The sequence below is a fragment of the Isoptericola croceus genome (genome assembly GCF_029382255.1).
GTDB classification, from domain to species: domain Bacteria; phylum Actinomycetota; class Actinomycetes; order Actinomycetales; family Cellulomonadaceae; genus Isoptericola; species Isoptericola croceus.
In genome coordinates this window covers 68,621-94,553 of record NZ_JARLLG010000012.1, presented here as the reverse complement: position 1 = coordinate 94,553, position 25,933 = coordinate 68,621, and the positions used below count along the sequence as shown (strand labels likewise).

Annotated in this window: 23 protein-coding genes and 2 pseudogenes; 5 read left to right on the top strand and 20 right to left on the bottom strand. The window is 71.2% G+C overall.

The window, feature by feature from the left end:
• Positions 1–36: 36 nt before the first annotated feature.
• The gene (locus PZC42_RS19110; RefSeq protein WP_277213414.1) at positions 37–1,464 is read right to left on the bottom strand and encodes a bifunctional folylpolyglutamate synthase/dihydrofolate synthase; all 1,428 of its coding nucleotides are present in this window, start codon (positions 1,462–1,464) and stop codon (positions 37–39) included.
• Positions 1,461–4,781, bottom strand: a complete 3,321-nt coding sequence (gene ileS / locus PZC42_RS19105) for an isoleucine--tRNA ligase (RefSeq protein WP_277213412.1) — start codon at positions 4,779–4,781, stop codon at positions 1,461–1,463. Before ileS ends, PZC42_RS19110 begins: the two co-directional genes overlap by 4 nt.
• 297 nt (positions 4,782–5,078) lie before the next feature.
• Between ileS and PZC42_RS19100 the strand changes: the two genes are divergently transcribed.
• Positions 5,079–5,345: a GrpB family protein gene (locus PZC42_RS19100; RefSeq protein ID WP_277213410.1), complete on the top strand. Its 267-nt coding sequence runs from the start codon at positions 5,079–5,081 to the stop codon at positions 5,343–5,345.
• A 96-nt stretch (positions 5,346–5,441) separates the two neighbouring features.
• Here PZC42_RS19100 and PZC42_RS19095 read toward each other — a convergent pair whose 3' ends face one another.
• The 3 genes and pseudogenes from PZC42_RS19095 to PZC42_RS19085 all read right to left on the bottom strand — a co-directional run.
• A complete protein-coding gene (locus tag PZC42_RS19095; protein ID WP_277213408.1) occupies positions 5,442–6,110 on the bottom strand; it encodes a Type 1 glutamine amidotransferase-like domain-containing protein in 669 nt (222 codons plus the stop codon).
• Positions 6,111–6,534: 424 nt separating this feature from the next.
• Positions 6,535–7,197 (bottom strand): nucleotidyltransferase domain-containing protein, encoded by a 663-nt coding sequence (locus PZC42_RS19090; RefSeq protein WP_277213406.1) that lies wholly within the window; start codon positions 7,195–7,197, stop codon positions 6,535–6,537.
• 356 nt (positions 7,198–7,553) lie between these two features.
• A pseudogene (locus tag PZC42_RS19085) lies at positions 7,554–8,576 on the bottom strand (IS1380 family transposase); the annotation flags it as partial.
• Positions 8,577–8,588: 12 nt separating this feature from the next.
• Between PZC42_RS19085 and PZC42_RS19080 the strand changes: the two are divergent.
• Positions 8,589–9,116 (top strand): HAD family hydrolase, encoded by a 528-nt coding sequence (locus PZC42_RS19080; RefSeq protein ID WP_306575757.1) that lies wholly within the window; start codon positions 8,589–8,591, stop codon positions 9,114–9,116.
• A gap of 223 nt (positions 9,117–9,339) precedes the next feature.
• Here the strand turns inward: PZC42_RS19080 and PZC42_RS19075 are convergent, their stop codons facing one another.
• A complete protein-coding gene (locus PZC42_RS19075; RefSeq protein ID WP_277213403.1) occupies positions 9,340–10,203 on the bottom strand; it encodes a PHP domain-containing protein in 864 nt (287 codons plus the stop codon).
• On the bottom strand, positions 10,200–10,850 hold the full coding sequence (locus tag PZC42_RS19070; RefSeq protein ID WP_277213402.1) for a maleylpyruvate isomerase family mycothiol-dependent enzyme: 651 nt from the start codon (positions 10,848–10,850) through the stop codon (positions 10,200–10,202). The genes PZC42_RS19075 and PZC42_RS19070 overlap by 4 nt, the downstream gene beginning before the upstream one ends.
• A 151-nt stretch (positions 10,851–11,001) precedes the next feature.
• Here PZC42_RS19070 and PZC42_RS19065 point away from each other — a divergent pair, with 151 nt between their 5' ends.
• Positions 11,002–11,829, top strand: a complete 828-nt coding sequence (locus PZC42_RS19065; RefSeq protein ID WP_277213400.1) for an alpha/beta fold hydrolase — start codon at positions 11,002–11,004, stop codon at positions 11,827–11,829.
• Positions 11,830–11,852: 23 nt separating this feature from the next.
• On the opposite strand, the gene PZC42_RS19060 is transcribed toward PZC42_RS19065, so the two are convergent.
• Entirely contained in the window at positions 11,853–12,512 is a 660-nt protein-coding gene (locus PZC42_RS19060) for an ArsR/SmtB family transcription factor (protein ID WP_277213398.1), read from the bottom strand.
• Between the two features lie 130 nt (positions 12,513–12,642).
• On the opposite strand from PZC42_RS19060, the gene PZC42_RS19055 reads away from it, so the two are divergent.
• The gene (locus tag PZC42_RS19055; protein ID WP_277213396.1) at positions 12,643–14,028 is read left to right on the top strand and encodes an MFS transporter; all 1,386 of its coding nucleotides are present in this window, start codon (positions 12,643–12,645) and stop codon (positions 14,026–14,028) included.
• On the opposite strand, the gene PZC42_RS19050 is transcribed toward PZC42_RS19055, so the two are convergent.
• The 4 genes and pseudogenes from PZC42_RS19050 to PZC42_RS19035 all read right to left on the bottom strand — a co-directional run bounded on the left by PZC42_RS19050 (position 14,025) and on the right by PZC42_RS19035 (position 16,622).
• On the bottom strand, positions 14,025–14,351 hold the full coding sequence (locus PZC42_RS19050) for a hypothetical protein (RefSeq protein WP_277213395.1): 327 nt from the start codon (positions 14,349–14,351) through the stop codon (positions 14,025–14,027). The genes PZC42_RS19055 and PZC42_RS19050 overlap by 4 nt on opposite strands.
• A 67-nt stretch (positions 14,352–14,418) precedes the next feature.
• Positions 14,419–14,736, bottom strand: a pseudogene (locus PZC42_RS19045) (SDR family NAD(P)-dependent oxidoreductase); the annotation flags it as partial.
• 21 nt (positions 14,737–14,757) lie between these two features.
• Positions 14,758–16,362 carry a LuxR C-terminal-related transcriptional regulator gene (locus PZC42_RS19040; RefSeq protein ID WP_277213393.1) on the bottom strand — a complete coding sequence of 535 codons (1,605 nt, stop codon included), beginning with the start codon at positions 16,360–16,362 and terminating at the stop codon, positions 14,758–14,760.
• A 38-nt stretch (positions 16,363–16,400) separates the two neighbouring features.
• Entirely contained in the window at positions 16,401–16,622 is a 222-nt protein-coding gene (locus tag PZC42_RS19035; RefSeq protein WP_277213391.1) for a tautomerase family protein, read from the bottom strand.
• Positions 16,623–16,802: 180 nt separating this feature from the next.
• On the opposite strand from PZC42_RS19035, the gene PZC42_RS19030 reads away from it, so the two are divergent.
• Positions 16,803–17,462, top strand: a complete 660-nt coding sequence (locus tag PZC42_RS19030; RefSeq protein ID WP_277213390.1) for a LysE family translocator — start codon at positions 16,803–16,805, stop codon at positions 17,460–17,462.
• 12 nt (positions 17,463–17,474) lie between these two features.
• Here the strand turns inward: PZC42_RS19030 and PZC42_RS19025 are convergent, their stop codons facing one another.
• The 8 genes from PZC42_RS19025 to hydA form a co-directional block, all read right to left on the bottom strand.
• Complete coding sequence (locus PZC42_RS19025; RefSeq protein WP_277213388.1) at positions 17,475–18,266, bottom strand: SDR family oxidoreductase; 792 nt, start codon at positions 18,264–18,266, stop codon at positions 17,475–17,477.
• 44 nt (positions 18,267–18,310) lie between these two features.
• On the bottom strand, positions 18,311–19,636 hold the full coding sequence (locus PZC42_RS19020; protein ID WP_438802975.1) for an aspartate aminotransferase family protein: 1,326 nt from the start codon (positions 19,634–19,636) through the stop codon (positions 18,311–18,313).
• 93 nt (positions 19,637–19,729) lie between these two features.
• Positions 19,730–20,878, bottom strand: coding sequence for an ABC transporter substrate-binding protein (locus PZC42_RS19015; protein ID WP_277213386.1), 1,149 nt, complete (start codon positions 20,876–20,878; stop codon positions 19,730–19,732).
• Between the two features lie 22 nt (positions 20,879–20,900).
• Positions 20,901–21,677 carry an ABC transporter permease gene (locus tag PZC42_RS19010; RefSeq protein ID WP_277213384.1) on the bottom strand — a complete coding sequence of 259 codons (777 nt, stop codon included), beginning with the start codon at positions 21,675–21,677 and terminating at the stop codon, positions 20,901–20,903.
• Positions 21,674–22,573 (bottom strand): ABC transporter ATP-binding protein, encoded by a 900-nt coding sequence (locus PZC42_RS19005; protein ID WP_277213383.1) that lies wholly within the window; start codon positions 22,571–22,573, stop codon positions 21,674–21,676. Before PZC42_RS19005 ends, PZC42_RS19010 begins: the two co-directional genes overlap by 4 nt.
• The gene (locus PZC42_RS19000; RefSeq protein ID WP_277213382.1) at positions 22,570–23,430 is read right to left on the bottom strand and encodes an ABC transporter permease; all 861 of its coding nucleotides are present in this window, start codon (positions 23,428–23,430) and stop codon (positions 22,570–22,572) included. Before PZC42_RS19000 ends, PZC42_RS19005 begins: the two co-directional genes overlap by 4 nt.
• Positions 23,427–24,458, bottom strand: a complete 1,032-nt coding sequence (locus PZC42_RS18995; protein WP_277213381.1) for a TIGR03842 family LLM class F420-dependent oxidoreductase — start codon at positions 24,456–24,458, stop codon at positions 23,427–23,429. The genes PZC42_RS19000 and PZC42_RS18995 overlap by 4 nt, the downstream gene beginning before the upstream one ends.
• A gap of 33 nt (positions 24,459–24,491) precedes the next feature.
• Complete coding sequence (hydA, locus tag PZC42_RS18990) at positions 24,492–25,925, bottom strand: dihydropyrimidinase (protein WP_277213380.1); 1,434 nt, start codon at positions 25,923–25,925, stop codon at positions 24,492–24,494.
• Positions 25,926–25,933: the final 8 nt, after the last annotated feature.

The following is a 25,933-nucleotide window of genomic DNA, read 5'->3' as shown; positions in this document are numbered from 1 at the left end:
CAGCATCCGGACACGGCGGCCGTGGCGGCAGCGAGCTCAGGCCCGGCCGAGCAGGATGCGCGCGTCGGCCACCGTGATCACCGAGCCCGTGACGACCACCCCGGTCCCCGTGCCGACCCCGACGACGTCGTCCGCCTCGGCGAGATCGGTCGCGACCTGCAGGGCGGCGTCGAGCCGTTCGGCCGTGTGCACGCGGTCCTCGCCGAAGATCTCGCGAGCCAGCTCGGCGAGGTCGTGCGGGTCCGCCGAGCGCTCGGAGGAGCTGCGCGTCAGCACCACATGCGACAGCGCGGGCTCCAGCGTGGCGAGCAGACCCTCGGCGTCCTTGTCGGCCATCACCCCGACCACACCGACGACCGAACGCAGGCTGAACGACTCCTCCAGCGCCGCCACCAGCGCCTCCGCCCCGTGCGGGTTGTGCGCGGCATCCACCAGCACGGTCGGGCTGGACCGGACGAGCTCCAGCCGGCCGGGCACGGCCACGTCCGCGAAGGCCGTCTCCACCACTCCCCCGTCCAGCGCCCGGCCGCCGAGCATCTGCTCGACGGCGGTCAGCGCCAGCAGGGCGTTGTGCGCCTGGTGCGCGCCATGCAGCGGCAGGAAGACGTCGGTGTAGGTCGCCAGCGGCGTGCGCAGCGCCAGCATCTGCCCACCGACGGCGATCTGGCGGGCTGCCACGTCGAGGTCCACGCCCTCGCGCAGCAGGCGGGCGCGGACCGTCGCCGCCCGCTCGACGAGCACGGAGTCCACCTCGGGCAGCTGCTCGGCGACGACGGCCGTCGCGCCCGACTTGATGATCCCCGACTTCACCTCGGCGATCTGCGCCGGCGTCGACCCGAGCCACTTCTCGTGGTCGATGCTCACCGGCGTGACGACCGCGACCTCCGCGTCGACGGTGTTGGTGGTGTCCCACGTCCCGCCCATGCCGACCTCGAGGACCGCGACGTCGACCGGGGCGTCCGCGAATGCGGCGAACGCCAGCCCGGTCAGCACCTCGAAGAAGTTCAGCCGGGACTGGCCCGACTCCTCGAGCTCGGTGTCCACGACCTGGACGTACGGGAAGACGTCCTCCCAGACCTCCACGAACCGTGCGGCGCTCAGCGGCTCGCCGTCGACGCAGATGCGCTCGGTGACGCTCGTCAGGTGCGGCGAGGTGAACAGTCCGGTGCGCAGCCCGTGCTCGCGCACGAGGCGTTCGGCCATGCGAGCCGTCGACGACTTGCCGTTGGTCCCCGTCAGGTGGATGGCGCGGAACGAGCGCTGCGGGTCGCCGAGGAGCTCCAGCAGCCGCGCGACGCGGTCGATCGTCGGGGACACGTCGTGCTCCGGCGCGCGCGAGACGATGTGCGCATAGACGCGCTCCAGGTCCTCGCGGGCCGCGGCGTCCTCCGCAGCGGCCCGGGCCGCCTGACGCTCAGCGGCCTTCGCCTTCTTCGGGTCGTTCGTGCGGGCGCCGTCGCTCATGCGTCTCCCTCGTGCTTCGTGACGTGGACGGCGCGCGCGGTGCCCTCGGCACCGGTCACCGTCAGGGTGTGGGCCAGCGTCTCGCGCGCCACCAGCGCGCGGTGCGCCTCGACGTCGGGCACGTGCGCCGTCGGGACCTCGAGCACGAGGTCGATCCGGTCGCTCACCTCGAGCCCGGCAGCCTTGCGGGCGTCCTGGACGTCGCGGACGACGTCGCGGGCGTATCCCTCGGCGCGCAGCGCGTCGTCGAGCGCCAGGTCGAGCACGACGAACCCACCGCCCGGCAGCACGCTCGCCGCCACGTCCTCGCCTGCCTCGTCGCCGACGACGGTGGTCAGCTCGTACTCCGGCTCGAGCAGAGCGACGTCACCGTCGGCGGTCGCGACGACGACCGCGCCGCCGTCGTCCTTGTGCCAGGCACCCGCCTTGGCCGCCTTGATGACCGCCTGGACACCGCGGCCCAACCGGGGCCCGGCCGCGCGGGCGTTGACTGCGAGCCGCTCGGTGATGCCGAACCGCACGGACGCCTCGGCGTCGGCCGTCACCAGGTCCACGGCCTTGACGTTGAGCTCGGAGGTGAGCAGCGCGGCGTAGTCCGCGAGCGCCTCCGGGTCCGGCACGGCCACGGTCAGCCGGGCCAGCGGCTGGCGGACCCGCAGCTGGTGCGCCTTGCGCAGGGCGAGCGTCGTGGAGACGACGGCGCGCACCTCGTCCATCGCGCCGACGAGCGCGGCGTCGGGCACCAGCGCGGGGGTGTTCTGCACGGTGGGCCAGTCGGCGAGGTGCACCGACCGGCCGCCGGTCAGGCCACGCCAGATCTCCTCGGTCAGCAGCGGCGCGAGGGGTGCCATGACGCGGCACAGCACCTCGAGCGCGGTGGACAGGGTGTCGAAGGCGTCAGCGTCCTCGGCCCAGAAGCGGTCCCGCTGGGTGCGCACGTACCAGTTGGTCAGCACGTCCAGGTGCTCGCGCACGGTCTCGCACGCCCCGGAGATGTCGTAGGCGTCGAGCTGCTCGGTGACCGTGGCCACGAGATCGTGCGTCCGCGCCAGCAGGTAGCGGTCGAGCGCCGGCATCCCGGCCACCCGCTCGGGCGCGACAGGCTGCGCGACGTAGCCTGCGCCATCGGACCCCGAGGCGCTGTTCGCGTACAGGGTGAAGAAGTAGTACGTGCTCCACAGGGGCAGCAGCACCTGGCGCACCGCGTCGCGGATGCCCTCCTCGGTGACCACGAGGTTGCCGCCGCGCAGGATCGGCGAGGCCATGAGGAACCAGCGCATCGCGTCCGAGCCGTCCCGGTCGAAGACCTCCGAGACGTCCGGGTAGTTGCGCAGCGACTTGCTCATCTTGCGCCCGTCCGAGCCCAGCACGATGCCGTGCGAGACGGCGGTGCGGAACGCCGGGCGGTCGAACAGCGCGGTGGCCAGGACGTGCAGCGTGTAGAACCAGCCGCGGGTCTGGCCGATGTACTCGACGATGAAGTCGCCCGGGTAGTGGTGCTCGAACCAGTCGCGGTTGTCGAACGGGTAGTGCACCTGGGCGTACGGCATGGAGCCCGAGTCGAACCAGACGTCGAGCACGTCCTCGACGCGTCGCATCGTGGACCGGCCCGTCGGGTCGTCCGGGTTGGGACGCGTGAGGTCGTCGACGAACGGGCGGTGGAGATCCGGCTCACCGGCCGCGTTGCGCGGCAGACGCCCGAAGTCCCGCTCGATCTCGGCGAAGGAGCCGTAGACGTCGGTGCGGGGGTAGGCGGGGTCGTCGCTCTGCCACACCGGCACGGGCGAGCCCCAGAACCGGTTGCGGGTGATCGACCAGTCGCGGGCGTTCTCCAGCCACCGGCCGAACTGGCCGTGCTGGATGTGGTCCGGCGTCCAGGAGATCTGCTCGTTCAGCTCGAGCATCCGGTCCTTGATCTTCGTGACCTCGACGAACCACGAGGACACACCCATGTACATCAACGGCTGGCGGCAGCGCCAGCAGTGCGGGTACGAGTGGTCGTAGGACTCGCGGCGCAGCAGCACCGTGCCCGTCGTCACCGAGCCGGTGTCCGGCTCGCCGCGGGTCGCGGCCTTGAGGTGGTCGATGATCGGCAGGTTGGCGTCGAAGACCTGCAGACCGGCGTACTCGTCGACCGGGTGGGTGAACGTGCCGTCGGCGCCCACCGGCATGACGGAGGCGACGCCCTCGCGGTCGCACACGATCTTGTCGTCCTCGCCGAAGGCTCCGGCCGAGTGCACCAGGCCGGTGCCGTCGGTGGTGGTGACGAAGTCCGCCGCCACCACACGGTGGGCCCGCTCACGGCCCTCGTAGTACGCGAACGGCGGGCGGTAGGCCACCTCGAGGAGGTCGGCGCCGGTCAGCCGCCCGACGACGCGGGGCTCGTCGGCGCCGTCGTCCGTCAGCTCGCGGGCGTAGTGCCCCAGACGCGCCTCGGCGAGGACGTAGCGCTCCGTCGACCCGGAGTACGCCGACTCCACGACCACGTAGTCGATGTCCTCGCCCACCATGATCAGCAGGTTGGACGGCAGGGTCCACGGCGTGGTGGTCCACACGAGCAGCTTGTCGCCGGCGCGCACGGCGTCCGCGCCGCCGTCGGGCACGGACGTGACCTCGAAGCCGACCGTCACCGCCGGGTCCTGACGGTTCTGGTAGACGTCGTCGTCCATGCGCAGCTCGTGGTTGGACAGGGGCGTCTGGTCGTTCCAGCAGTACGGCAGCACACGGAAGTCCGAGTACACCAGGCCCTTGCGGTAGAGCTCGGCGAACGCCCACATGACCGACTCCATGTAGGTCGCGTCGAGCGTCTTGTAGTCGCCGTCGAAGTCGACCCAGCGCGCCTGGCGGGTGACGTAGTCCCGCCACTCGGAGGTGTACTTCAGCACCGAGGTGCGGCAGGCGTCGTTGAACTTCTCGATGCCGAGCTCGAGGATCTCGTCCTTGGTCTTGATCCCGAGCTGGCTCATCGCCTCGAGCTCGGCGGGCAACCCGTGGGTGTCCCAGCCGAACCGGCGCTCGACGCGCCGGCCGCGCATCGTCTGGTACCGCGGCACCACGTCCTTGGCGTACCCCGTCAGCAGGTGGCCGTAGTGCGGCAGGCCGTTGGCGAAGGGCGGGCCGTCGTAGAAGACGAACTCGTTGTCACCGTCCTGCCCGGCGTCGTTCTTCTCCACCGAGGCATGGAACGTGTCGTCCGCGGCCCAGAAGGCCAGGACGTCCTGCTCGATCTCGGGCAGCCTCGGCGAGGCGGGGATACCGGGTGCTTCGCCGGGCGCGTCTGCGGACGAGGAGGACGAGCGGTGCAACGGATAGGCCATGGGTGGGCTCCTGGACAAGCGACGGGTGGTACGACGACGGCACTGCTGCACGAGGACGACGACGGCGCTCGCTGTTGCGTTGGCCGTGCCGCGGTACCACCCCGCTTGCGGACCCTGGGGTCCGCCGCTCCTTGACGGCTGTGACGGGCCTACCCGTCCGGGTCTACTGGGCCCGTGTGTGCGGGCTGTTCTTCCGGAGGCTCACCGGTGATGGCCGGGTCGATGCCTGTGCCTCGATGATAGCGAGCCGCGCAACCTGGTGCGCTCACGTGCGTCCGCTGTCGACGTGCAGCCTAGATGCGGTCCGCCAACGGGGACAGGACGCACATCCTGCACGTGTTCGCGAACGACGAGTGGGAACACTGCCACCAGCGAATGTTCCGCGACAGACTGCTGCAGGACCCACGGGCTCGTCGACAGTACGCCGAGCTGAAACAGTCGCTGGTGGATCAGCACACGGACGGACGCGAGTACACGGCAGCCAAGCGCGGGCTCATCGAGGAGCTTGTGAACGACGAACGTGCCCGCCGGGGATTGCCGTGGATGGCTGTCTGGGACAAGTAGAACCGGTCACGCATCGCCTACAGGCGGGAACAATCGGCTCTCGGCGTAGCCGCGTCCCCGCCGCGCTGTGTCGAGCCCATCGCCGCCGTGGCGATCTCATCCGCCAAACGGGACGATCGTCCCTTCGGCGTACTCCTTCGCCTCACCCTGGCGGACGAGGTTGATCGGATCAGGCCCGATGACTCGACAGGTCCCATCGTCGATCGCCAGTCCGGACGCCTCGGGGATCGCCACCACAGTCTGGGCGAGCTCGGCCGCCCAGTTGCCGACGGCGTCGGGAGCGAACGCGTCACTGTGCGGGAGTACGGAAAGCCCCGGCAGGAGCCCGAGTCCGACCTGACCTGCAGCGTCCGGGTCTGAGTCGGCCAGTGCCGCGATGGCGATCGAGTCACCGGCCAGGACTGCGCCGGCGCTCCCACCGTAGTAGCGCCCGCCGTCGGCGACGTACTTGCGGACGGCTTCGGCGAATCCGTGCTCGCGTACATGAGAGGCCAGTTTCGACGTCCTCCCGCCTCCGACGAACAGCAGGTCTGTCTGGGCGAGGCCTCCTGGAGATCGCCCGTCGAGGTCTGGCCAGATGTCGATCTCGTCGACCTCGATCTCCAGCTGGATGACCGCTGAGGCGAGCCATGCCCCGGCCTCGACGATCACGGGTTCAGGCAGCGCGAACGGCCAGTAGACGACGCGCCGGACTCCGGCGAACGCTTCCCTCCACACGAGCCGTTCCTGATGAGGCGTGCCGCCTCCCGCCAGGTACAAGGTCATACTTCGTCATCCTGCCGATCTGCAGCTGCGGATCGCTCCGACCAAGCCGATCAATCCTCCTGAAGGGTCGCGCAGCCCACTTTGCACGCCCACCGCAACACGCCCGAGAGTGTGAACGGTACAGCGGCGTGCCCGTGCAATCTGCGTTGCAGGTCGACATGTTGTCGACGTGCAACCTAGTTTTCTCAGTCCTCCGCCTACGCAACTTGACGCGATCGTTGCTGTGAAATGATGGCCCCGTCGCCTCTCGAGCGATCGAGTTGCTCGGAGTGCCTCTAGGTGTCGGACCGGAGCTCGTCGTAGCCGCTGGACCGGTGTGCCGAACTGAGTTCCGCGAGGAGGCTCAAGGCCGGCGGGCCAGAGAGCCGTGTGTTGCACGATGATTGCCGTTCCTCCGAACCCTCGACCTGTGAACGCGTCGGTACTAGAGAGTCTCCAGCCAAGGGTGATCGGGTTGCACCTGCGCGACCGCGCGCCGCAGCCACTGTCGCTGCTGTTGGTCGAAGCGCGGGAGGAGGGCCTCGGCGTCCGCGCGGTCCTTCTCGCGCACCTGCTGATGCTTCATGAAGAGCGCGATCTCGGGGCGGAGATACCGCAGCCCGTCGTCGGCGACCCATGTGGCCCCATCCAGCGGAGCGGTGTGGCCCGGGAGCTTCTTGTTCGTCCACTTCCCGCCCTCGTCGGGGGTCAGGGGAACGTCGAGTACCCAGGCGGACTGCGCGTCCTTCCGCACCCAGACCGAGCTGTCGCGACGCACGTCTCGGAATCGATGGTCGAAGGGCCGCAGCCAGCCGTCGTCCATGTTCCACGGCGTCCAGCGACCGGCGAGGAAGAGGCGGAACGCCTCGGCGTCCGAAGCGAATATCGAGACGTCCATGTCCTCGTGCGCCCGCGAGACACCCGTCCACTTCTCGATCGACCAGCCGCCGATGATCCACCACGGTCGGTCGAAGCCCCGCATGAAGTGCGCAACGGAGGCTGGGTCGAGTGGATCCCAGCCCCCGTACCAGCGATGGAACGCCTCGGGCGGCAGGTGGCCAGCGTTCGGCAGCGGAGCGGACTTGTCTGTAGCGGCCTGAGCGGTCATGTTCTGTCTCCTGGGCGTTGACGACGAGCAGGTGCTTGGCCGACCGGAACTCCGCTGTCGCAAGACCACGAATCCAACGCGCGGGTGTTGCGCGGCGTCGGCGCACCATGGCTCCGTGGAATGGAACCTCCTCTGCTGCTCCACGGGACCGACTTCGTGTCGGTACATGGCCGCATGGCGCTCCTCCTAGCCTCGAACTTTCATCGGCCCACTGAGCCGACTCGTGACGGCGTGGAAGCCGTTGTTGAGGCGTGATTCTTGCAGGTGGGTACGACGAAGCGGCCGACGGCGGTCGGTGCGCGGGATCCACGGGTCCGGGGCGTGCTGGGGGTCGTCGGGACAGGATGGTGATGTCGTCAGCCGGGCGCGGTGCACGGGCTTCGGAGCCGGTTGAGCCCGTCGGTGACGAGGTTCGCCCAGGGGGCATGTTCGGCCAGGTGCAGCACGCGCTGGCGTGCGCGACGGGCGATGACCGCGGGGATGTTGAACAGCCGTAGGCGAAGCCTCTTCGGTTCCCACCGGCGCGCGTCGTGCTCGGCGAGGGCGAGGGTCTGCATCCACGCGGTCAGGTCGAGGGCGAGCATCACGATGGCGCTCCAGATCCGGTTGGCGTCGAAGCCGCGCAGCGGGAGGTTGGCCAGCCCGGTGTCCTTGGCGATGCGGATGCGGTCCTCGACCCGGGCGCGGCGGCGGTGGCGCAGCTCGAGGTCGGCGAGCTGGGTGCCCGGCCCGCCGGGGCGGGTGTTGGTGGCGAACGCGGTGATCCGCATGCCGTCGACGTCGTCGAACCGCAGCTGGGCACCGGGGTGCGGGCGTTCCTTCCGGACGATGACGCGCATCCCGGGCGGCCAGCCGGTCAGGTCGAGCAGCCCGGTCAGCTCGGCGACCCAGGCCCCGTCGCGGACCTGGTCGTGGGCGTCGTAGGCCGGCGTCCACACGTCGGCGTCGTCGAGGATGTTGATCAGGTCCGGGGTGTGGGCGGGCAACGTGAACCCGACCGAGTAGCCCAGACGCTGCCGGGCCAGCCAGTCGAGGAGCGTGTGGGTGGACCCGGCCCCGTCGGTGCGCACCAGGATCTTCTTGCTCGCGCGGGTCCGGCCGGGGTGGCCGGGCAGCTGCGCCAACGCGGCCGTGATCACCGCGATGTGGTCGGCCGCGGTGTTCGACCCAGCGTTGCCGGGCCGTAGCCGGATCGTCAGCGGCTCCCCGGTGCCGTCCGGGCCGTGGTCGACGAACGCGCACAACGGGTGGAACCCGAACCCGCGCTTGAACGTCGGGCGCGCGTGCTCCTTCTCGGAGTGCGCGCTCACCAGCGTGGCGTCCACGTCGATCACCACCGGACGGCGCACGTCGGTGCCGTGGTCAACAGCCAGGCCGCCAACTACGAAGCCATGGCCACAGCTCTGTCTGAACACGGTCTTGATTTGGCCCAGGAGTGGTTCGAAGCACGCACCGGCTTGTCGTCGGCGGACCTCGTCCAGGCGCTCCTCACGGAGAGTGGTCGTGAGTTGGGTGTGTCAGTGGCCACCCTTGTGCGACGTCGCGACGAGATCTTTCTCGAGCAGGCAAGCAAGGTCAGACCGCATGCGGAGGTCGCTGCTGTGGTGGAAGCAATGCAGGGGGTGGTTCCCATGGCGATCGCCTCCGGAGGATCCCGGCGGGTAATCGAGACAACTCTGACCCACCAGCCGTTCCGCGACGCCTTCACCGCCCTCGTCACCCGTGACGACGTCGAACGGGGCAAGCCGGAGCCCGACATCTTCGTTGCCGCCGCTCACCAACTCGGCGCGACACCTTCCAAATGTCTCGTCTACGAGGACAGCGACGAGGGGGTCCGAGCAGCAGTGGCAGCAGGCATGAGCGTTGTAGACGTTCGCCCATACCTCAGTCGGCCAGTTTCATCGAACTACAGCATGTAGATGCCCTGATGTAAGGGCGTGTGCCCACGGAAGCTGGGTCAGGTCCCTGGGAGTGGTTACCGTTTCGTGATTCTTCGGGTTGGAACCCGGTAACCTTGCGCACCTGAGAAGTGCTCCTCATCCTGGACCGATACGACCTTCGACAAGCCGTATCACCCCAGGTCAGGATCACTTTTCTCTTGTCGGTCCGCCACCCGGGCGACCGGACGATGAAAGCCCGAGGCTAGACAACGCGGGAACGAACCCATAGCTCCTCTGCTGCACTTCCCGGTCGGAAGCCGAAGTGCTCGAGCATCGCGGTCGCTTCGGGAAAGTTGGCCGCGACGGCGTCGGGTGTGTGAGCGTCGCTACCGAAGCTCACCGCCTTCCCGCCTGCGTCGGCCCACCACTCCGGGATCCACGACCACAGCCGCCGCGTGTTCATCTCGAGAGCGCGACCGCCTTCGGCGATCGACCGCAGAGCCACCCGGAAGCCCTCCTCGAAGGGGCGAGGATCGAACGGCCCTGCGGTTCGAGCCGGCCACGTCCGCACCGCGTAGTCGATGTGCGTGGAGATCTCGAACGCGTCGGAGCCGTTCACCATGACGGGGACTTGTTCGAGGTACGCGTCCATGACCTTGGCCGGGTGGTGGTCACGGAACAGGGTGTGGGGCTCTGCGTGCCCGTCACCGAGGTCGAGCGTGTGCAGCGAGCCGAGAACCCGATCGATGAGATCCAGGTCGACGATTTCTGCGGCCCGACGGCCGACGAGGTGCGGCTGCCCGAACTCGACCCCGGTGTGGATGCGAAGGTCAGGGAACTCGTGGCGCATGCGGTCGATGGCGCCCAGGTAGCCGGCAGCGTCGAACGGTGCGAAGTCGACTCTGCCAGCGCTGTTGAGGAAGCCCTGCTGGTGGGGCATCAGGTCCTCGGGCTCCGCGCGCCAGGTATCGGGGATGTCGAGGTGCTCGGTGAAGTAGACCGCCTCGAGCCCGATCCTCACCGCCTGTGCGCACGTGGATCGCATGCGCCCCACCGCATGGGAGTCGGGGCCACCGGTGTCCCAAGACCACTCGCTGTGCACGTGACTGTCGGCCGGCATCGTCATGGACCCATGCTGCCCGGTCGGCGATCTCCCGAACACACGGCGCCTGCGCCGTTCAGCTCTCCAGGGCTCACCGGCCGTCCGGAAGCCGCAAGGAGCAACGAGATGGCGCTGCCCCGGACCAGGGCTCCTTCGCCGATGCTCCCGTCCGTGTCGGTCGGGTCCAGCCGGGTTCCCTCGACGCGCTCCCTCCCACCCCCGAACCGTGCTCCGGTGCGCGCCATGTACTCCAGCCCGGCCATCACGTGCTCCGGCGGATAGGAGGCTTCGATCCCGAGTGGTCGCCGGATGTCCTCGCCGTGGACATACGCCTCCACGAGCCGCGTCGCCAACGGGCCAGGAGGGGTGTCCGTGCGGTCGATCACCGCGCGGAACGCTTCCAGGGTGTGCTGCGGGTCAGCCGCTCGGTGCTGCGCCACCCCGTGATCGTTGGCGCGGTCGAAGTCGAACCGAGCGGTGACCATCTGCCGGACGAATCCCCACCGCGTCGTCGTCGCGGAGTCGATGAGGTGGGCCAGGACGTCGTGCACGGACCATGCGGGGCAGAGTGACGGCGTGTCCCACTGCTCCGCCGGCAGGCGCTCGAGATCACGGGCGAGGCGGCGACGCTCCGCGTGCACGGCGTCCCAGATGATGGCTCTCTGGTCCACGGACGAACTCCTTCGGTAGGTGCCGACGGTCCGACGGTCCGGCGGCGGCTGCGCCAGGACAGACTGGATGTCGCCGCCGTACTCATCGCCGCCGACGCCACAGTCCGTACTCTCTGCCCGACACCCGACCACACCGAAGGGGCGACGACCGATGACGACGCCAGATCTGATCGTCCGGCGGGACGGCGTGCTCCTCGCCGTCACCGATCGCGGCGGCGACGGCCCCCCGGTGGTCCTGCTGCACGGGTTGGCGGGAAGCTCGCGGGAGCTGCTGGCTACCGCAGACGCGCTCACCGACCGGTTCCGTGTGCTCCTGGTCGACCAGCGGGGTCACGGCCGCAGCACCCGGCGACCCGGCGACGTGTCACGCGAGGCCTTCGTGGCCGACGTCGTCACCGCGATCGAGGACCTGACCGCCGGCCCGGTGCGTCTGGTGGGTCAGTCGATGGGAGCCCACACGGCATGTCTGACGGCCGCGACCCGACCCGACCTGGTCGACCGGCTCGTCATGCTCGAGGGACACGTCGGCGGCGACGACGATCCCGACGCCGCGCGCGGGCTCGGCGAGTTCTTCGCGTCCTGGCCGCTGCCGTTCGCCGACGAAGCCGCCGCACGGAGCTTCCTCGGGGACTCGCCTCTCGCCGGCGCATGGATCGACGACCTCGAGCGCGGGGCCGACGGCCTGCGCCCGCGGTTCGACGCCGACGTCATGCAGGCCGTCATCGAGGCGGTCCATGTGCCTCGGTGGGACGAGTGGGAGGCCCTGACCACCCCGACGCTCGCAGTCTTCGCTGACGGCGGCATGTTCACTACCGAGGCGAAGGACGAGCTGATCCGTCGCCGTCCCGGGACGTGGCGCGCTGACCTTGCCGGCGCCGGCCACGACGCCCACCTCGACGCCTTCGACGACTGGGTCGGCGTGCTGCGCGAGTTCCTCGGCCGGGACCTCGACGATGCTCCCGCCCGGCCGATCAGCTGACGCCATACCGTCGGTCCTCGGCGTCAAGGGTTCACGACCGGGAGCCGTGCCGCCTCCCACTCCAGCACGCCGTCGGCGAGCCGCCGGACGACGCGGCCCCGGTCACGCAGCACCCGCACCGCGTCGTGGGCGAGGACGCAGTACGGCCCCCGGCAGTAGGCGACGACCTCGGTATCGGCAGGGAGCTCGTCGAGCCGATCGGCCAGCTGGTCGTACGGGATGGACACGGCACCAGGCAGGTGCCCGCTGGCGTACTCCTCGGCCGGCCGCACGTCGAGGAGGGTGACGCTGCCGTCGTGGAGGCGGCGGCGCAGCTCGTCACGGCCGATCTCCTCGGTGTCGTCGGGCCCGAGGAACGCCTCGGCCGCCGAGCGCAGCCCGGGCGACGCGGTCTCGGCGACGCGATGCAACTGCAGGTAGAGGTTCGCGACGTGGGGGCCGGCGAGGCGATAGAAGATCCGGGTCCCCTCTCGTCGCGTAGCGACGAGGTTCGCTCGACGGAGCGCCTGCAGGTTGGCCGAGACCGTCGTGAGGTTCATGCCCGACGTCGCCGCGAGCGTCTCGACCGACCGCTCACCCTGGGCGAGCAGGTCGACGAGCTCGAGTCGCTTGGCGTTGCCCAGCGCCCGCGCCACGTGCGCGAAATGGTCGAACAACGACTCCTTCGCCTCGCGTCTGTCCATCTCCGCTCCTGTCTCGCTCCGACTCCTGCCAGAAGCCGTCGACTTCCGGCCGCCGCCCCGGTCACCATGGACAGGTGGCCGTCCGTCACCTACCGTAGGTTCCACTATTCCATAGATCTTTGGAGAAGACATGGGTGCTGACCCTGGTCCCGCCTCGGTCGACGACACCACCGCACCCCACGCGTCGACGCCCGACCCGCAACAACATCGGACGATCCTCGTGCTCGTCCTCGCGCAGGTGCTCTCCGGCGCCGGGCTCGCGGCCGGGATCACGGTCGGCGCGCTCCTCGCTGCCGACATGCTCGGCGCAACCCGCTACGCCGGCCTGCCCGCGGCACTCTTCACGGCCGGTTCGGCGGCCGCCGCGCTCGCCGTCGGGAGGCTCTCCCAGCGGTGGGGCCGGCGCGCGGGTCTGACCGTTGGCTACCTCACCGGGGCGATCGGCGCCGCCGGGGTGGTGCTCGCCGCAGTGCTCGACGACGTCGCGCTCCTCTTCGTGGCCTTCGCCGTCTACGGTGCCGGCACCGCGACGAACCTCCAGGCCCGGTACGCGGGCGCCGACCTGGCCTCCCCCGAGCGACGGGGCCGGGCCGTGTCGACGGTGCTGGTGGCGACCACCGTGGGCGCCGTGGCGGGGCCGAACCTGGTCGGGGTCATGGGCGACCTCGCCGGCGCATGGGGCATCCCGCCCCTCGCCGGCCCGTTCGTCCTCGGCGGTGTCGCTTATGCGGCCGCGGGCATCGTGCTCTGGGTGCTGCTGCGGCCCGACCCGCTGCTGCTCGCCCGCGAGCGCGCCGCGGCCGAGCAGGACGTGATGCGTGCCGTCCCCGTCGGCCTACCGACCGAGCCCGGGGCCGGCACGGCTGAGACGACGACGGCACCAACGACGGACCTCGCCGAACCGACGGACCGCCAGGTGCGGCGCACCGTGCTGCTTGCCGGCACGATCATGGTGCTCACCCAGGGCGTGATGGTCGCGATCATGACCATGACGCCGGTCCACATGGGGCACCACGGGCACGCCGTGGCCACCGCAGGGTTCGTCATCGCCGTGCACGTCGGGATGATGTACCTGCCCTCGCCGCTCTCGGGCTGGCTCACCGACCGGTACGGACCGGTGCGCGTCGCCGTCGCGGCGGCCGCCACCCTGCTGGCGGCCGGCCTGGTCTCGGCGCTCGTCCCGCCGTCGTCCGTGGTCGGTCTCGCCGTCGGGCTGGGACTGCTCGGCCTCGGGTGGAGCCTCGGGCTGGTGTCCGGCACCGCGCTGCTCACGACGTCGGTGCCACTGGCCACCCGTGCGCGGACGCAGGGGTCGGTCGACCTCGCCGTGGCGCTGTCAGGGGCCGCGGGCGGTCTCGGCTCCGGGTTCGTCGTCGCCTCGTCGAGCTTCGCGGTCCTGGCCCTCGGCGGCGGGCTGCTCGCCCTGCTCGTCCTGCCCGTCATCGCGTTCGCCGGACGCACCTCCGCGGAGGACGCTCCCCTGTCGCCAGCAGGCGCCGGAGACACTCCTTCCTAGTGCTCGCCGTCGAACCGCAGGAGCAGGTGCCCGTCGTCCGACACCCACACATGACCCACCCACTGCAGGTCCCGGACCGGAGGTCGACGGCCGACGACGACGTCCTGCGCGATCCGCGACCACGCGGCCTCCGCCGTGTCCTGCCCGTAGAACGTCATGCCTTCGGGGTAGACGTTCGTCACCACGGCAGCACCGGCAGCGATCATCTCTGCCCCGAGCCGCCGTGTGACCCGCCGGGGAGTGCGGCGGTAGACGACAGCGTCGGGCCCACGCAGTGACCCGTCGGGCAGTTCCTCGTGCTGCGCCGACCACCGGCTACTCATAGCGGGAGACTAAGGCGCATCGGCCGACCGGGGAACCTCGCCCGAGGCACCAGGTCAGATGGCGGGCGGATGAGCCCTCGTAGGCGCCGTGCGCAGCCGTCGAGGTCACCACGACGACGTCCGCACCCGCCCCCTCGGCGCCCCAGCTGCGCTCCGCCACAGCCCGCAGCAGCGGCAGCGGCGGCGGCAGCGGCGGCGGCGGCAGCACGCCCTTCGTGACCCGCAAGGTACCGAGGACGTTCAGCTCGTACATCTGACGCCACTGGTCCAGGTCGGCGTCCTCCACCCGGTCGACGCCGAACGCTCCACCGGCGTTGTTCACCACGCCGTCGAGCCCGCCGGTCCCACCCAGGTGGGCGACCAGAGCGTCGACTGAGGCCCGGACATGCGCATCGTGGCGGGCTGCTCAGGTCAGCCCCCGGTTCACGGCGTACGTCGCGGCGGCGACGCGCGAGCTCAGGTCGAGCGCGCGGTAGATGTTGGCGACGTGGCGGTGGACGGTGTGCTCGCTCAGCTGCAGCGCCGCAGCGATCTCGCCATTCGTGAGGCCCCGCGCGAGCAGCCGGAGCACCTCCGTCTGGCGCTCCGTGAGCGGGTCGGCACCGGTCGGGACGAGGATCGCTGTCGCGTGTTCCATGGCACTACCCGCGCCGAGCGGCAACAGGGTCTCCAGCGCCACGGTGGCGTGCTCGCGGGCACCGGGCTCGTTGCCGACCTCGAGCAGCACCTCGGCGAGCTCCAGCCGGGACTCGGCCTCGTCGAAGGGCAGACCTGCCGCGTGGAAGTGCCGGACGGCGGACTCCCAGAACGCCGGTGCGGTCTCGGCAGGGCAGAGCCTGGCCTCGGCCGCCGCCGCGGTCCCCCGCAGGAAGTCCGTGCCGATCGTGTCGGCGATGTCACGCAGCGCGGCGGCAGCATCGCGGGCCTCCTCCGGGCGGCCGGCTCGCGCCCCGGCCGCCACGACGACCGCCAACGCGTCGACGCGTTCGAGCTGCTGGCCCGCGGGCAGGGCCCGCAGGACCTCCGAGACGATCGACCAGGCGCGCTCCGCGTCCCCCTGGGCGAGCCGGACCAGGGCGAGCGCGGTCAGCGCGCGGGGGTCGAACCCTGCCTGCCGCAGCAACGCCTCGGCGTCCGCGAGCCGCCCCTGACGGCGACGCAGCTCCCCCAGCTGCACGACGGCGTCCGTCCGGTTGCCCCGGCGGGACCGTTCGAGCAGCGTCAGCACATCGGTCAGGTTGGCCTCCGCTCGTGCGAAGTCCCCCTGGGCCACCAGCACCGAGGCGTGCTGCGTGCGGCAGACGAGGAACAGCGGTGCGAGGTCCCGCCGGGCACAGATCTCCTCGACCCGGGCGCACCACTCTCCGGCGCGGTCCAGGTCATGCGTGTCCTGGCACGCGGTGATCAGCCAGCAGAGGATCTTCCCCATCCACATCAGGTCCTCGACGTCGCCTGACGTCGCAGCCGCCGATGCCCCGTCGAGCAGCGGCATCCCCGTCGACACCTGGCCGAGCCTGACCCTGGCGAGCCCCACCAGGGCCTGTCCGACGATCGTCAGGTCGACGTCCGCCGTGCTGTGGCCGATCTGCTGAGCGATCGTCGCTGCGCGCAGGGCAGCAGCAGCGTCGTGATCGACGGCGAGCGCCACTTCCGCCTGCCGCACGGCGAGCCATCCGGCCTCGGGCACGTCGCAGCGCCCGTCGAGGAGGTCTGCCGCGCGCGCCAGCCAGCCGCGCCCGACGGCGACGCCTGCGCCGAAGAGGGCGGAGTCGTAGCCGAGGGTGGCCGCGCTGCGGACGGCGCCCGGCACGTCGGCCATCAGGCGGTAGCGGCGATACGCGGCCTCCCGGGCGCTCAGCGTCAGCTCGGCGTCGTCGAGCCACCAGGCCGCCTGGGCGAGGCCTTCGTGGGCTGCCGGGTCGTCGGTGTCGGCCGCGAGCGCCGAGAAGGCAGCCGCGGACTCGCGCCAGCGGCCACCCCTCAGCGCCGCCTGCGCGGCCGCCACGTCCACCTTGTCAGCCTGCCCCCGGTCGGTGGCGGTGGCAACCCTCAGACGCCGGCAGCGGCGAGGGCGTGGACGTCGGCGGTTGTGAGCGGGTTGCCAGCGATCCCCCAGTCGCCGCTGGCCACCTCGTGGATGACGCACCACGTGACGGGGCGCATGGCCTCGCCCTCGACGCCCACCATGGCGTCCGTGAGGCGGCCGATGATCTCCGCCTTCTGCGCGGGGGTGAAGACGTCCTTGATCACGTTGACCTGGATGAGAGGCATGGTTCGAGTCCGTTCTCTGCGGTGCCGGTCCCCGGGCGGGACTGGCTGGACTCAGCATCCGTCGCGGGGTGGCGCGGTCGCTTCCACCGTGCGGGCCAACTTCGGGTGCACACCGCCTGGCCCGATCGGGCCACCCGCTCCCCGACCCGGCGCGCCGGCCCCCGTGCGTAGGCTCGCAGCGTGTCCGTCACCGACTCACTGCTCGCGTTCGCCCTGGTCGCCGGCCTGCTGACCGTCATCCCCGGCCTCGACACGGCGCTGGTGCTGCGCAGCACCGTTTCCCGCTCGCGCGCCCACGGGTTCGCCGCCTTGCTCGGCATCCAGGTCGGCACCCTGGTCTGGGGAGCCGCGGCCGCCGGTGGGGCGGCCGCGCTCCTCGCGGCCAGCCAGACCGCGTACCGCGTGCTCACCGTCGCCGGCGCCGTGTACCTGGTATGGCTCGGAGGGTCCATGATCTGGAGCTCGCTGCGCCGCCGGCACACGGACGCGCGCGAGCTGGCGGGGACCGACGCCCCGCGGAGCGCGACACCGCCCCGGCGGCGTCGGCGCGACTTCACGATCGGGCTCGGCACCAACCTGATGAATCCCAAGGTCGGTGTCTTCTACGTCGCGGCCATCCCGCAGTTCGTGCCCGACGGCGCGAATCCGCTGGTCATGGGCGTGGCGCTCGCACTGGTCCACTGTGCGCTCGGGACGACCTGGTTGTCACTGGTGATCCTCGGCGCGGGCCACTGGGGTCGGCGCCTGCGCGAGTCGGGTGCCGTCCGGTGGATCGACCGGGTCACCGGCGGCGTCCTCGTCGCGTTCGGCCTGCGGCTGGCCGCGGCCGCCCGCACCTGAGGCACGCGCCGGTCACACGCCGGTGCGGGCGATCTTGGAGTTGTGCACCTGGGCGCGCGGGCGGATGACCATCAGGTCCAGGTTCACGTGCGGCGGCCGGGTCAGGGCGTACCCGATCGCGTCGGCGACGTCGTCGGCCACGAGCGGCTGGTAGCCCTCGTAGACTGCCGCGGCCTTCTCCACGTCACCGTCGAACCGCACGAGCGAGAACTCCTCGGTGGCCACCGCGCCCGGGGCGATCTCGACGACCCGGACCGGCTCGCCGGCGAGCTCCCAGCGCAGGGTCGTCGACAGCATCCGCTCGCCGTGCTTGGCCGCCGTGTACCCGGCACCGCCCTCGTAGGCGCCGTGCGCCGCCGTCGAGGTCACCACGACGACGTCCGCACCCGCCCCCTCGGCGCCTCCGCCGCGCTCAGCCGCAGCCCGCAGCAGCGGCAGCACGCCCTTCGTGACCCGCAGGGTACCGAGGACGTTCAGCTCGTACATCTGACGCCACTGGTCCAGGTCGGCGTCCTCCACCCGGTCGACGCCGAATGCTCCACCGGCGTTGTTCACCACGCCGTCGAGCCCGCCGGTCCCACCCAGGTGGGCGACCAGAGCATCGACAGCGGCGGCGTCGGTGACGTCGAGCGGGTAGGCCTCGGCGCCGGTCTCGGCCGCGAGCGCCTCGAGCCGGTCGGCCCGCCGGGCCGCGGCGACGACGGCGAACCCCTCGGCGCGCAGTCGGCGGACGGTGGCAGCACCGATGCCGGACGACGCACCGGTGACCAGGATGCGGCGTGCGGGCGCGGGCGTGGTGCTCATCAGATCTCCTTGGTGGTGCGGTGGTGGCGGGCCAGGACGGCGGCTCAGGTCGTGACGTCACGCAGGACGCCCGCGAGGATGCCGAGTCCTTCCCGGGCCTCATCCTCGCCGATGACGCACGGTGGCACGACGTGCACCCGGTTCTCGACCACGAACGGCAGCAGCCTGCGCTCCAGGCACAACGCCTTGACCTGGGCCATCGTGGCGGGCGGCAGCGGGGCGCGCGAGTGCCGGTCGGCCACGAGCTCGAGGGCCCAGAAGACGCCGGTCCCGCGCACCTCACCCACGAGGGAGTTCTCGGCCGCGATCGCGGCGAGGCCCGGGCCGAGCACGTCTTGGCCGATGCGGGCCGCGTTCTCCACGATGCCCTCGGCCTGCATCGCGCCGAGCGTCGCGACGATCGCGGCCATCGCCAACGGGTGCCCGGAGTAGGTGAGCCCGCCGGGGAACACCCGCTCGTCGAAGGTGGCGGCGATCTCGGCGTTGACGAGCACGCCGCCGGCGGGCACGTAGCCGGAGTTGACCCCCTTGGCGAACGTCACGAGGTCCGGGACCACATCGTGCTGGGAGAACGCGAACCACGACCCGGTCCGACCGAACCCGGCCATCACCTCGTCGAGGATGAGCACGATGCCGTACCGGTCGCAGATCTCGCGGACGCCGGTGAGGTAGCCGGGCGGCGGGACGAGCACGCCGGCGGTGCCGGGCACCGTCTCCAGCAGGATCGCCGCGATCGAGGCGGCGCCCTCCGCGACCACGACGTGCTCGAGGTGCTGCAGGGCACGCTCGCACTCCTGCGCGGGTGAGTCGGCCCAGAACTCCGAGCGGTACAGGTACGGCCCGAAGACGTGGACGTGACCCCGGGCGTACTCGTTCGGCACGCGCCGCCAGTCCCCCGTGGCGACGACGGCGGAGCCGGTGTTGCCGTGGTACGAGCGGTAGGCGGAGACCACCTTGTCGCGCCCGGTGTGCAGGCGGGCCATGCGCACGGCGTTCTCGTTGGCGTCGGCGCCGCCGTTGGTGAAGAAGACCTTGCTGAACCCCGCCGGCGCGAGTGCCAGGATGCGCTCGGCGGCCTCGGCGCGGGTGGCGTTGGCGGTGGCCGGCGAGACGGTCGTCAGCAGGTCCGCCTGCTCCTTGATGGCGGCCACCACCGCGGGGTGCTGGTGGCCGATGTTGGTGTTGACGAGCTGGCTCGAGAAGTCGAGCCAGGTGTTGCCGGCGTGGTCCCACACCCGGCAGCCGGCACCGCCGGCCACGACGAAGGTCGGCAGGTGGGCCTGCGCGGACCAGGAGTGCAGCACGTGGCGGTGGTCGGCCTCGAGGACCGCGGCGTCGAGGTCGGCGCCGGCGAGCTGAGCGATGTCCACTGGTTTCCTTCCGTGGGACCGTTGGTGCGGTCCAGTGTGCCGGGCGTGGCGCCGTCGCCCGGGGGTGGGCGGCGCCACGCCCGGCTGAGGGTGCTACTCGCCGCCCTCGGCGAGGGTGACGTCGATCGGGGCGAAGGCCTCCCCCATGACGTCGACGCCCTCCTCGGTGAGCTCGGCGAGCGCCTGCTCGACGTACTCGTTGGAGTAGGCCGTCTCCGGCGGCTCGGCGGTGATGATGGTGGCGCCGGTCTCGTTCTGCGTGCCCATCGCGATGTCGACGGTCTGCTCCCACTGGTCGGCGTCGATCGTGCCGACGCCCGAGGTCGAGGGCCAGATGAGCTTGTTGACCTCGTTGGTCTGCCAGAGCTGGTGGCTCTGGCCGAGCGTGGAGCCGGCGGCCGTCACGATGCCGGCGGCGGCCTCGGCGTCGTCGCGGGCGTATGCCCATCCCCTGAGCGAGGCCTTGATGAACTTCACGGTGGTCTCGGCGTAGGCGTCGTCCTCAGCCAGCCGTGCCGTGTCGGCCCAGATCGCGTCCTGCAGCATGGCGGTGCCGGCCTCGTTCCAGTCGATGACGGTCAGGTCCTCGGGCCGGTACAGCTCACCGGTGTCCGGGTTCACGGTCTCCAGGACCTGGGCGTACTCGTTGTACGTCATGGCCTGGGCCGCGTCGATGTCCCCGGCGAGGAAGCCGTTCATGTCGAAGGCCTGCTGCACCAGCGAGATGTCGCTCGAGGTGTCGAGGCCCGCCTGCTGCATCCCGGCGAACAGCTCCCACTCGTTGCCGTAGCCCCAGGAGCCCACGTTCTTGCCCGCGAGGTCCTCCGGCCCCGCGATACCGGAGTCCGCGAACGCGATCTGCAGCGTCCCGGAGCGCTCGAACACCTGGGCGACGTTCGTCACCTCGGTGCCCTGCTCGATCGAACCGAGCACCTTGGGCACCCAGGAGATCGCGTAGTCGGCGTCGCCCGCGGCGAGGACGTCGATCGGCACGGTGTCCGTGCCGGCCTCCTGGATCGTGACGTCGAGCCCTTCGGCCTCGTAGTAGCCCTGGTCGAGCGCGGCGTAGTAGCCGGCGAACTGCGCCTGAGCCACCCACTGCAGCTGCAGGGTGACGGGAGTCAACCCCTCGGCCGATCCGACGTCGGCCGACTCGGCCTCGCCGGCACAGGCCGACAGGGCGAGTGCGGCGGTGGTCGCCATGGCACCGATCCCGAGGGTGGTGCGCGCTGTGTGCTTCATGTTCCGTTCCTCTCGTGGTCGTTCAGGGTCGCTGGCGGAGGTTCCCGCGGTGCAGCACGCCGCGCTCGAGGGCGAGCGTGGCGCAGAAGAAGACGAGGCCGATGACGACGGCCCCGGCGACGTAGGCCCAGGCGAGCGGGTAGTTGCTCGACGACACGGCCGAGGTGATGGCCTTGCCGAGCCCGTCCACTGGACCGCCGAAGTACTCGGCGACCAGGGCGGAGATGACGGCCACGGACGCTGCGACCCGTAGCCCGGAGAAGAAGAACGGCAGCGCTCCGGGGAGGGTGACCACCCGCGTCGTCTGGCGGCGGGTCGCCGCGTAGACCCGCATGAGGTCACGGTGGACCGGCGTGACCGTTCGCAGGCCGCGCAGCGTGTTGACGTAGACGGGGACGAACGACACGATCGCGGCCACGACGATCCGCGCGGTCTGCGCGTTCGCGCCGAACATCGTGTACAGCACCGGGGCCAGCGCCACGATCGGCACGACGGCGGTCGCCGCCACGAGCGGGGCGGACATCTCGTCCACCACCCGCACGGCGGCGGACACCGCGGCAGCCAGGAGCGCCACGGCCACACCGATCAGGAGTCCCCAGAAGGCGTTGCGCGCCGTCGACCAGCTCGCCGCCGCGATGACCGCGGCGTGGTCGGCGAGCTGCTCGCCGATCGCGGTGGGGCTCGGCACGACGAACGGCCGGAGCTCCAGGCCGACCACGGTCGCCTGCCACGCCAGCAGCGCCACGACACCGAGCAGGACGGGTGCGACGACCTCGCGCCACCGCCGGGCTGCCCTCACCGCTGGTCCACCCCGCGCCCGACGCCGGTCGCACCGTCCGTGCCGTGGAGCGCCTCGCGCACAGCCCGCACCCGGTCGAAGAACTGGTCGTCCTCCCGCAGCCCGTCGGTCCGGTCACCGGCACTCCCGAGCGCGACCGGCACGATCTCGCGGACCTGACCGGGCCGGGCCGACATCACCACGACCCGGTCCGAGAGGTACACGGCCTCCGGGATGGAGTGGGTGACGAAGACGACGGCGGCACCGGACTCCGCCCGCAGCCTCAGCAGCTCCGTCTGGACGTGCTCACGGGTCATCTCGTCGAGCGCGCCGAACGGCTCGTCCATGAGCAGCAGGCTGGGGCTCTCTGCGAGCGCCCGGGCGATCGCGACCCGCTGCTGCATCCCGCCCGACAGCTGGTCCGGGCGGTGGTCGGCGAAGTCGGCGAGGCCGACGAGACCGAGCAGCTCGGTGGCGCGCGCACGGCGCGCCGCGCGACCGGTGCCGTGCAGCTCGAGCGGCAGCTCGACGTTGGCCCGGACCGACCGCCAGGGCAGCAGGCCGGCCTGCTGGAACGCGATGCCGAAGTCGTGGTTCTGCCGTGCCACGTGCGGGGGCCTGCCGAAGACCGTCAGCTCGCCGCCGGTCGGCCGGTCGAGGTCGGCGATCAGGCGCAGCAGCGTCGACTTGCCGCACCCGGACGGGCCGATGAGCGAGACGAACTCCCCGGCACGCACCGTGAGGTCGACGTCCGACAGTGCCACGACGTCGCCGGACCGCGAGGCGAACCGACGGCTGACGCCGCGCACCTCGACCGCGGCCGCGGCCGTCGTGGTGGCGTCGGGGCTGTCTGGTGGGCCGGCCGGCTCGACGGGACCGGACCGACTGGACGGACTGGTAGGGGCGGTGGCACTCATGAGACCTCCGAGACGCGGTAGCGGTCCAGGGCACGGGAGAGGAGGACGCACGCGCCCGCGGCGACGAGGCCGACGACGACGGCGCCGGCGATGGGCGACCACTGCTTGGCCGGGTCGGCGCTCGCGCTGGCGCCGAACTCGACGATCATGCGGCCGATGCCGCCGCGCAGACCGATGGAGACCTCGGCGACGACGGCGCCGACGACGGCGTTGGCCGCGGCGAGGCGCACGGCGGGCAGCAGGTGGGGCACCGCGGCGGGCAGCCGCAGCGTGGAGTACGTGCGCCACCAGCCCACCCCGTAGGACCGCAGCAGGTCGACGTGGACGGCGTCGGGCGAGGACAGCCCGCGCAGCGCCCCGACGGAGACCGGGAAGAACGCGAGGTAGGAGGCGATGACGGCCACCGACATCCAGTCCTGCCAGGCGAACGCGCCGATCTCGAGCTGGCTCCCCCAGCGGCGTACCAGCGGGGCGAGCGCGATGAGCGGGACGGTCTGGCTGAGCACGACCCACGGCAGCAGGGCGGACTCCGCCGTGCGGAATCTCTGCATGAGGGTCGCCGTGAGCAGGCCGACCGTCACACCGACCACCCAGCCCACCGCGGCGACACCGAGCGTGAACGCCGCGGCCTGCCCCACGGCGAGCCACAGCGGTTCGGCCCCGGGGGCGGACGTCACCGGCGCGGCCGCCCGGGCAGCCATGTCCCACAGGTGCGGCATGGCGACGTCGTTCGAGCGCGGCAGCACCGTCAGCCCGGCGACGACCACGCCGTCGTCGGGCGCGAGGAGCTTGTATCCCTCCCACAGCACGGCCAGGGTGAGCACCCCGGCCGCACCGGTCACGACCTGGCGTCTCATGCGCTCGCCGCCGCCAGCTCGCGCAGGGCCGGGATGACCCGCTCGCCGTAGGTGCGCAGCGTGTCGTCCTTGTTGTCGTGCTGCAGGTAGGCGGCGAACTGGGTGACGCCCAGGTCGCGCAGGGCCTCGAGCTTGGCGACGTGCTCCGCGGGCGGGCCGAGCAGGCAGAACCGCTCGACGATCTCGTCGGGCACGAACCGGGTGTGGGAGTTCCCGGCCCGGCCGTGCTCGTTGTAGTCGTACCCCTCGCGGTCACGGATGTAGTCCGTCAGGGCCTTCGGGATCGCCGAGTCCGTGCCGTACCGCGACACGATGTCGGCCACGTGGTTGCCGACCATGCCCCCGAACCACCGGCACTGCTCGCGCATGTGGGCGCGGACGGCCGGGGAGGCGCCGTCGCCGGTGTAGGCAGGCGCCGCGACGCAGAACGCGATCTCGTCGGGGTCGCGTCCGGCGGCCTCCGCCGAGTCGCGCACCGCACGGATCATCCAGGCGGCGATGTCCGGGTCGGCGAGCTGCAGGATGAACCCGTCGCCCACCTGCCCCGTCAGCGCGAGCGCCCTCGGCCCGTAGGCGGCCACCCAGACGTCCAGCGTCGAGCCCGTGCTCCACGGGAACTGCACCGTGCGGTCGCCCACCTCCACCGGCCGGGAGTTGCCGAGCTCACGGATGACGTGGACGGCGTCGCGCAGCGTGGCCAGGTTCGACGGCCGGCCGTTGAGGGTGCGCACCGCGGAGTCGCCCCGGCCGATCCCGCAGATGGTGCGGTTGCCGTACATGTCGTTGAGGGTGGCGAACAGCGAGGCCAGGACCGTCCAGTCCCGGGTCGCCGGGTTAGTGACCATCGGGCCCACCGTGATCCTGCGGGTGGCGGCGAGCATCGCCGAGTAGATGACGAAAGGCTCCTGCCACAGCAGGTGGGAGTCGAAGGTCCACGCGTAGTCGAAGCCGTGATTCTCTGCCTGCCGGGTGAGCTCGACGACGCGCGAGGCGGGCGGGTCGGTCTGGAGGACGACACCGAAGTCCATGGGGAATCTCCTGAGGTTGGTCGGCAGGTGCCGTCAGACGAGGTACTGGGTCAGGTCACGCTTGACGTACCGGCCGTGGCCGACCTCGCCCACGAAGGTGTCGTCCTGGACGAGCACGCGGCCACGCGAGAGGACCGTGTCGACGTGCCCGTCGATCTCGAAGCCCTCCCAGGCCGAGTAGTCCATGTTCATGTGGTGGGTCCTGCCCACTCCGATGCTGGTGTGCCCGGCCGGGTCGTAGACGACGACGTCGGCGTCGGCACCCGGGGCGATGACGCCCTTGCGCCCGTACATGCCGAACATCCGCGCCGGGGTGACCGAGGTGATCTCGACCCAGCGCTCGAGGCTGATCTTCCCGGTGACGACGCCCTGGTACATGAGGTCCATCCGGTGCTCGACCGAGCCGATGCCGTTGGGGATCTTCGAGAAGTCCCCGACGCCCCTCTCCTTCTGGTCCTTCATGCAGAAGGGGCAGTGGTCGGTCGAGACGAGCTGCAGGTCGTTGGTCCGCAGCGCCTGCCACATGTGGTCCTGGTGGCCCTCGGCCCGCGAGCGCAACGGCGTGGAGCACACCCACTTGGCGCCCTCGAAGTCGCCCCACTGCTCGCTGCGGGCGCCGAGCTGCTCCTCCAGCGAGAGGTACAGGTACTGCGGGCAGGTCTCGCCGAACACGTTCTGCCCGCGGTCGCGGGCGAGCGCGATCTGCTCGACGGCCTGCTTGGCCGAGACGTGCACCACGTACAGCGGGGCTCCCGTGAGGTCGGCGAGCATGATGGCTCGCGACGTCGCCTCGGCCTCCGCCTGCCAGGGCCGGGTCGTGCCGTGGAAGAACGGCGAGGTGTTGCCCGCGGCGAGCGCCTGCTGCACCAGGACGTCGATGACGGCCCCGTTCTCCGCGTGCATCATCATCATCGCGCCGTTGTCGGCCGCCTTCTGCATGGCCCGCAGGATCTGGCCGTCGTCGGAGAGGAAGACCCCCTGGTAGGCCATGAAGAGCTTGAAGCTCGTCACGCCCTCGTCGATGAGCTCGTCCATCGCGTGCAGGGAGGAGTCCTGCACGTCCGAGAGGATCTGGTGGAAGCCGTAGTCGACGGCGCAGCTCCCGGCCGCCTTCTCCTGCCAGAGCGCGTACTGGTCGAGCACGTTCTGCTCCGGGTACTGGACCACGAAGTCGACGATCGTGGTCGTACCGCCCCAGGCGGCCGCCGTCGTCCCGGTGGCGAAGGTGTCCGAGGCGAACGTGCCGCCGAAGGGCATCTCCATGTGGGTGTGGGCGTCGATCCCGCCCGGCACCACGTACTTGCCGGTCGCGTCGATGATCGTGTCCACGGCACGCGCGAGGTCCACGCCGAGGGCCGTGGAGCCGGGGTCGAGCAGGGCGACGACCTTCTCGCCGTCGATCAGGACGTCGGCACGGGAGCGGCCGGACGCGTTGACGACGGTCCCGCCGGTGATGAGGGTCTTCATGGTGGGCC

Bases quoted from the DNA above. Each gene is read 5' to 3' on its own strand.
- PZC42_RS19110 (WP_277213414.1), bottom strand. From the start codon at position 1,464: ATGAGCGACGGCGCCCGCACGAACGACCCGAAGAAGGCGAAGGCCGCT.
- ileS (WP_277213412.1), bottom strand. From the start codon at position 4,781: ATGGCCTATCCGTTGCACCGCTCGTCCTCCTCGTCCGCAGACGCGCCC.
- PZC42_RS19100 (WP_277213410.1), top strand. From the start codon at position 5,079: ATGCGGTCCGCCAACGGGGACAGGACGCACATCCTGCACGTGTTCGCG.
- PZC42_RS19095 (WP_277213408.1), bottom strand. From the start codon at position 6,110: ATGACCTTGTACCTGGCGGGAGGCGGCACGCCTCATCAGGAACGGCTC.
- PZC42_RS19090 (WP_277213406.1), bottom strand. From the start codon at position 7,197: ATGACCGCTCAGGCCGCTACAGACAAGTCCGCTCCGCTGCCGAACGCT.
- PZC42_RS19080 (WP_306575757.1), top strand. From the start codon at position 8,589: ATGGCCACAGCTCTGTCTGAACACGGTCTTGATTTGGCCCAGGAGTGG.
- PZC42_RS19075 (WP_277213403.1), bottom strand. From the start codon at position 10,203: ATGACGATGCCGGCCGACAGTCACGTGCACAGCGAGTGGTCTTGGGAC.
- PZC42_RS19065 (WP_277213400.1), top strand. From the start codon at position 11,002: ATGACGACGCCAGATCTGATCGTCCGGCGGGACGGCGTGCTCCTCGCC.
- PZC42_RS19060 (WP_277213398.1), bottom strand. From the start codon at position 12,512: ATGGACAGACGCGAGGCGAAGGAGTCGTTGTTCGACCATTTCGCGCAC.
- PZC42_RS19055 (WP_277213396.1), top strand. From the start codon at position 12,643: ATGGGTGCTGACCCTGGTCCCGCCTCGGTCGACGACACCACCGCACCC.
- PZC42_RS19050 (WP_277213395.1), bottom strand. From the start codon at position 14,351: ATGAGTAGCCGGTGGTCGGCGCAGCACGAGGAACTGCCCGACGGGTCA.
- PZC42_RS19035 (WP_277213391.1), bottom strand. From the start codon at position 16,622: ATGCCTCTCATCCAGGTCAACGTGATCAAGGACGTCTTCACCCCCGCG.
- PZC42_RS19025 (WP_277213388.1), bottom strand. From the start codon at position 18,266: ATGAGCACCACGCCCGCGCCCGCACGCCGCATCCTGGTCACCGGTGCG.
- PZC42_RS19015 (WP_277213386.1), bottom strand. From the start codon at position 20,878: ATGAAGCACACAGCGCGCACCACCCTCGGGATCGGTGCCATGGCGACC.
- PZC42_RS19005 (WP_277213383.1), bottom strand. From the start codon at position 22,573: ATGAGTGCCACCGCCCCTACCAGTCCGTCCAGTCGGTCCGGTCCCGTC.
- PZC42_RS19000 (WP_277213382.1), bottom strand. From the start codon at position 23,430: ATGAGACGCCAGGTCGTGACCGGTGCGGCCGGGGTGCTCACCCTGGCC.
- PZC42_RS18995 (WP_277213381.1), bottom strand. From the start codon at position 24,458: ATGGACTTCGGTGTCGTCCTCCAGACCGACCCGCCCGCCTCGCGCGTC.
- hydA (WP_277213380.1), bottom strand. From the start codon at position 25,925: ATGAAGACCCTCATCACCGGCGGGACCGTCGTCAACGCGTCCGGCCGC.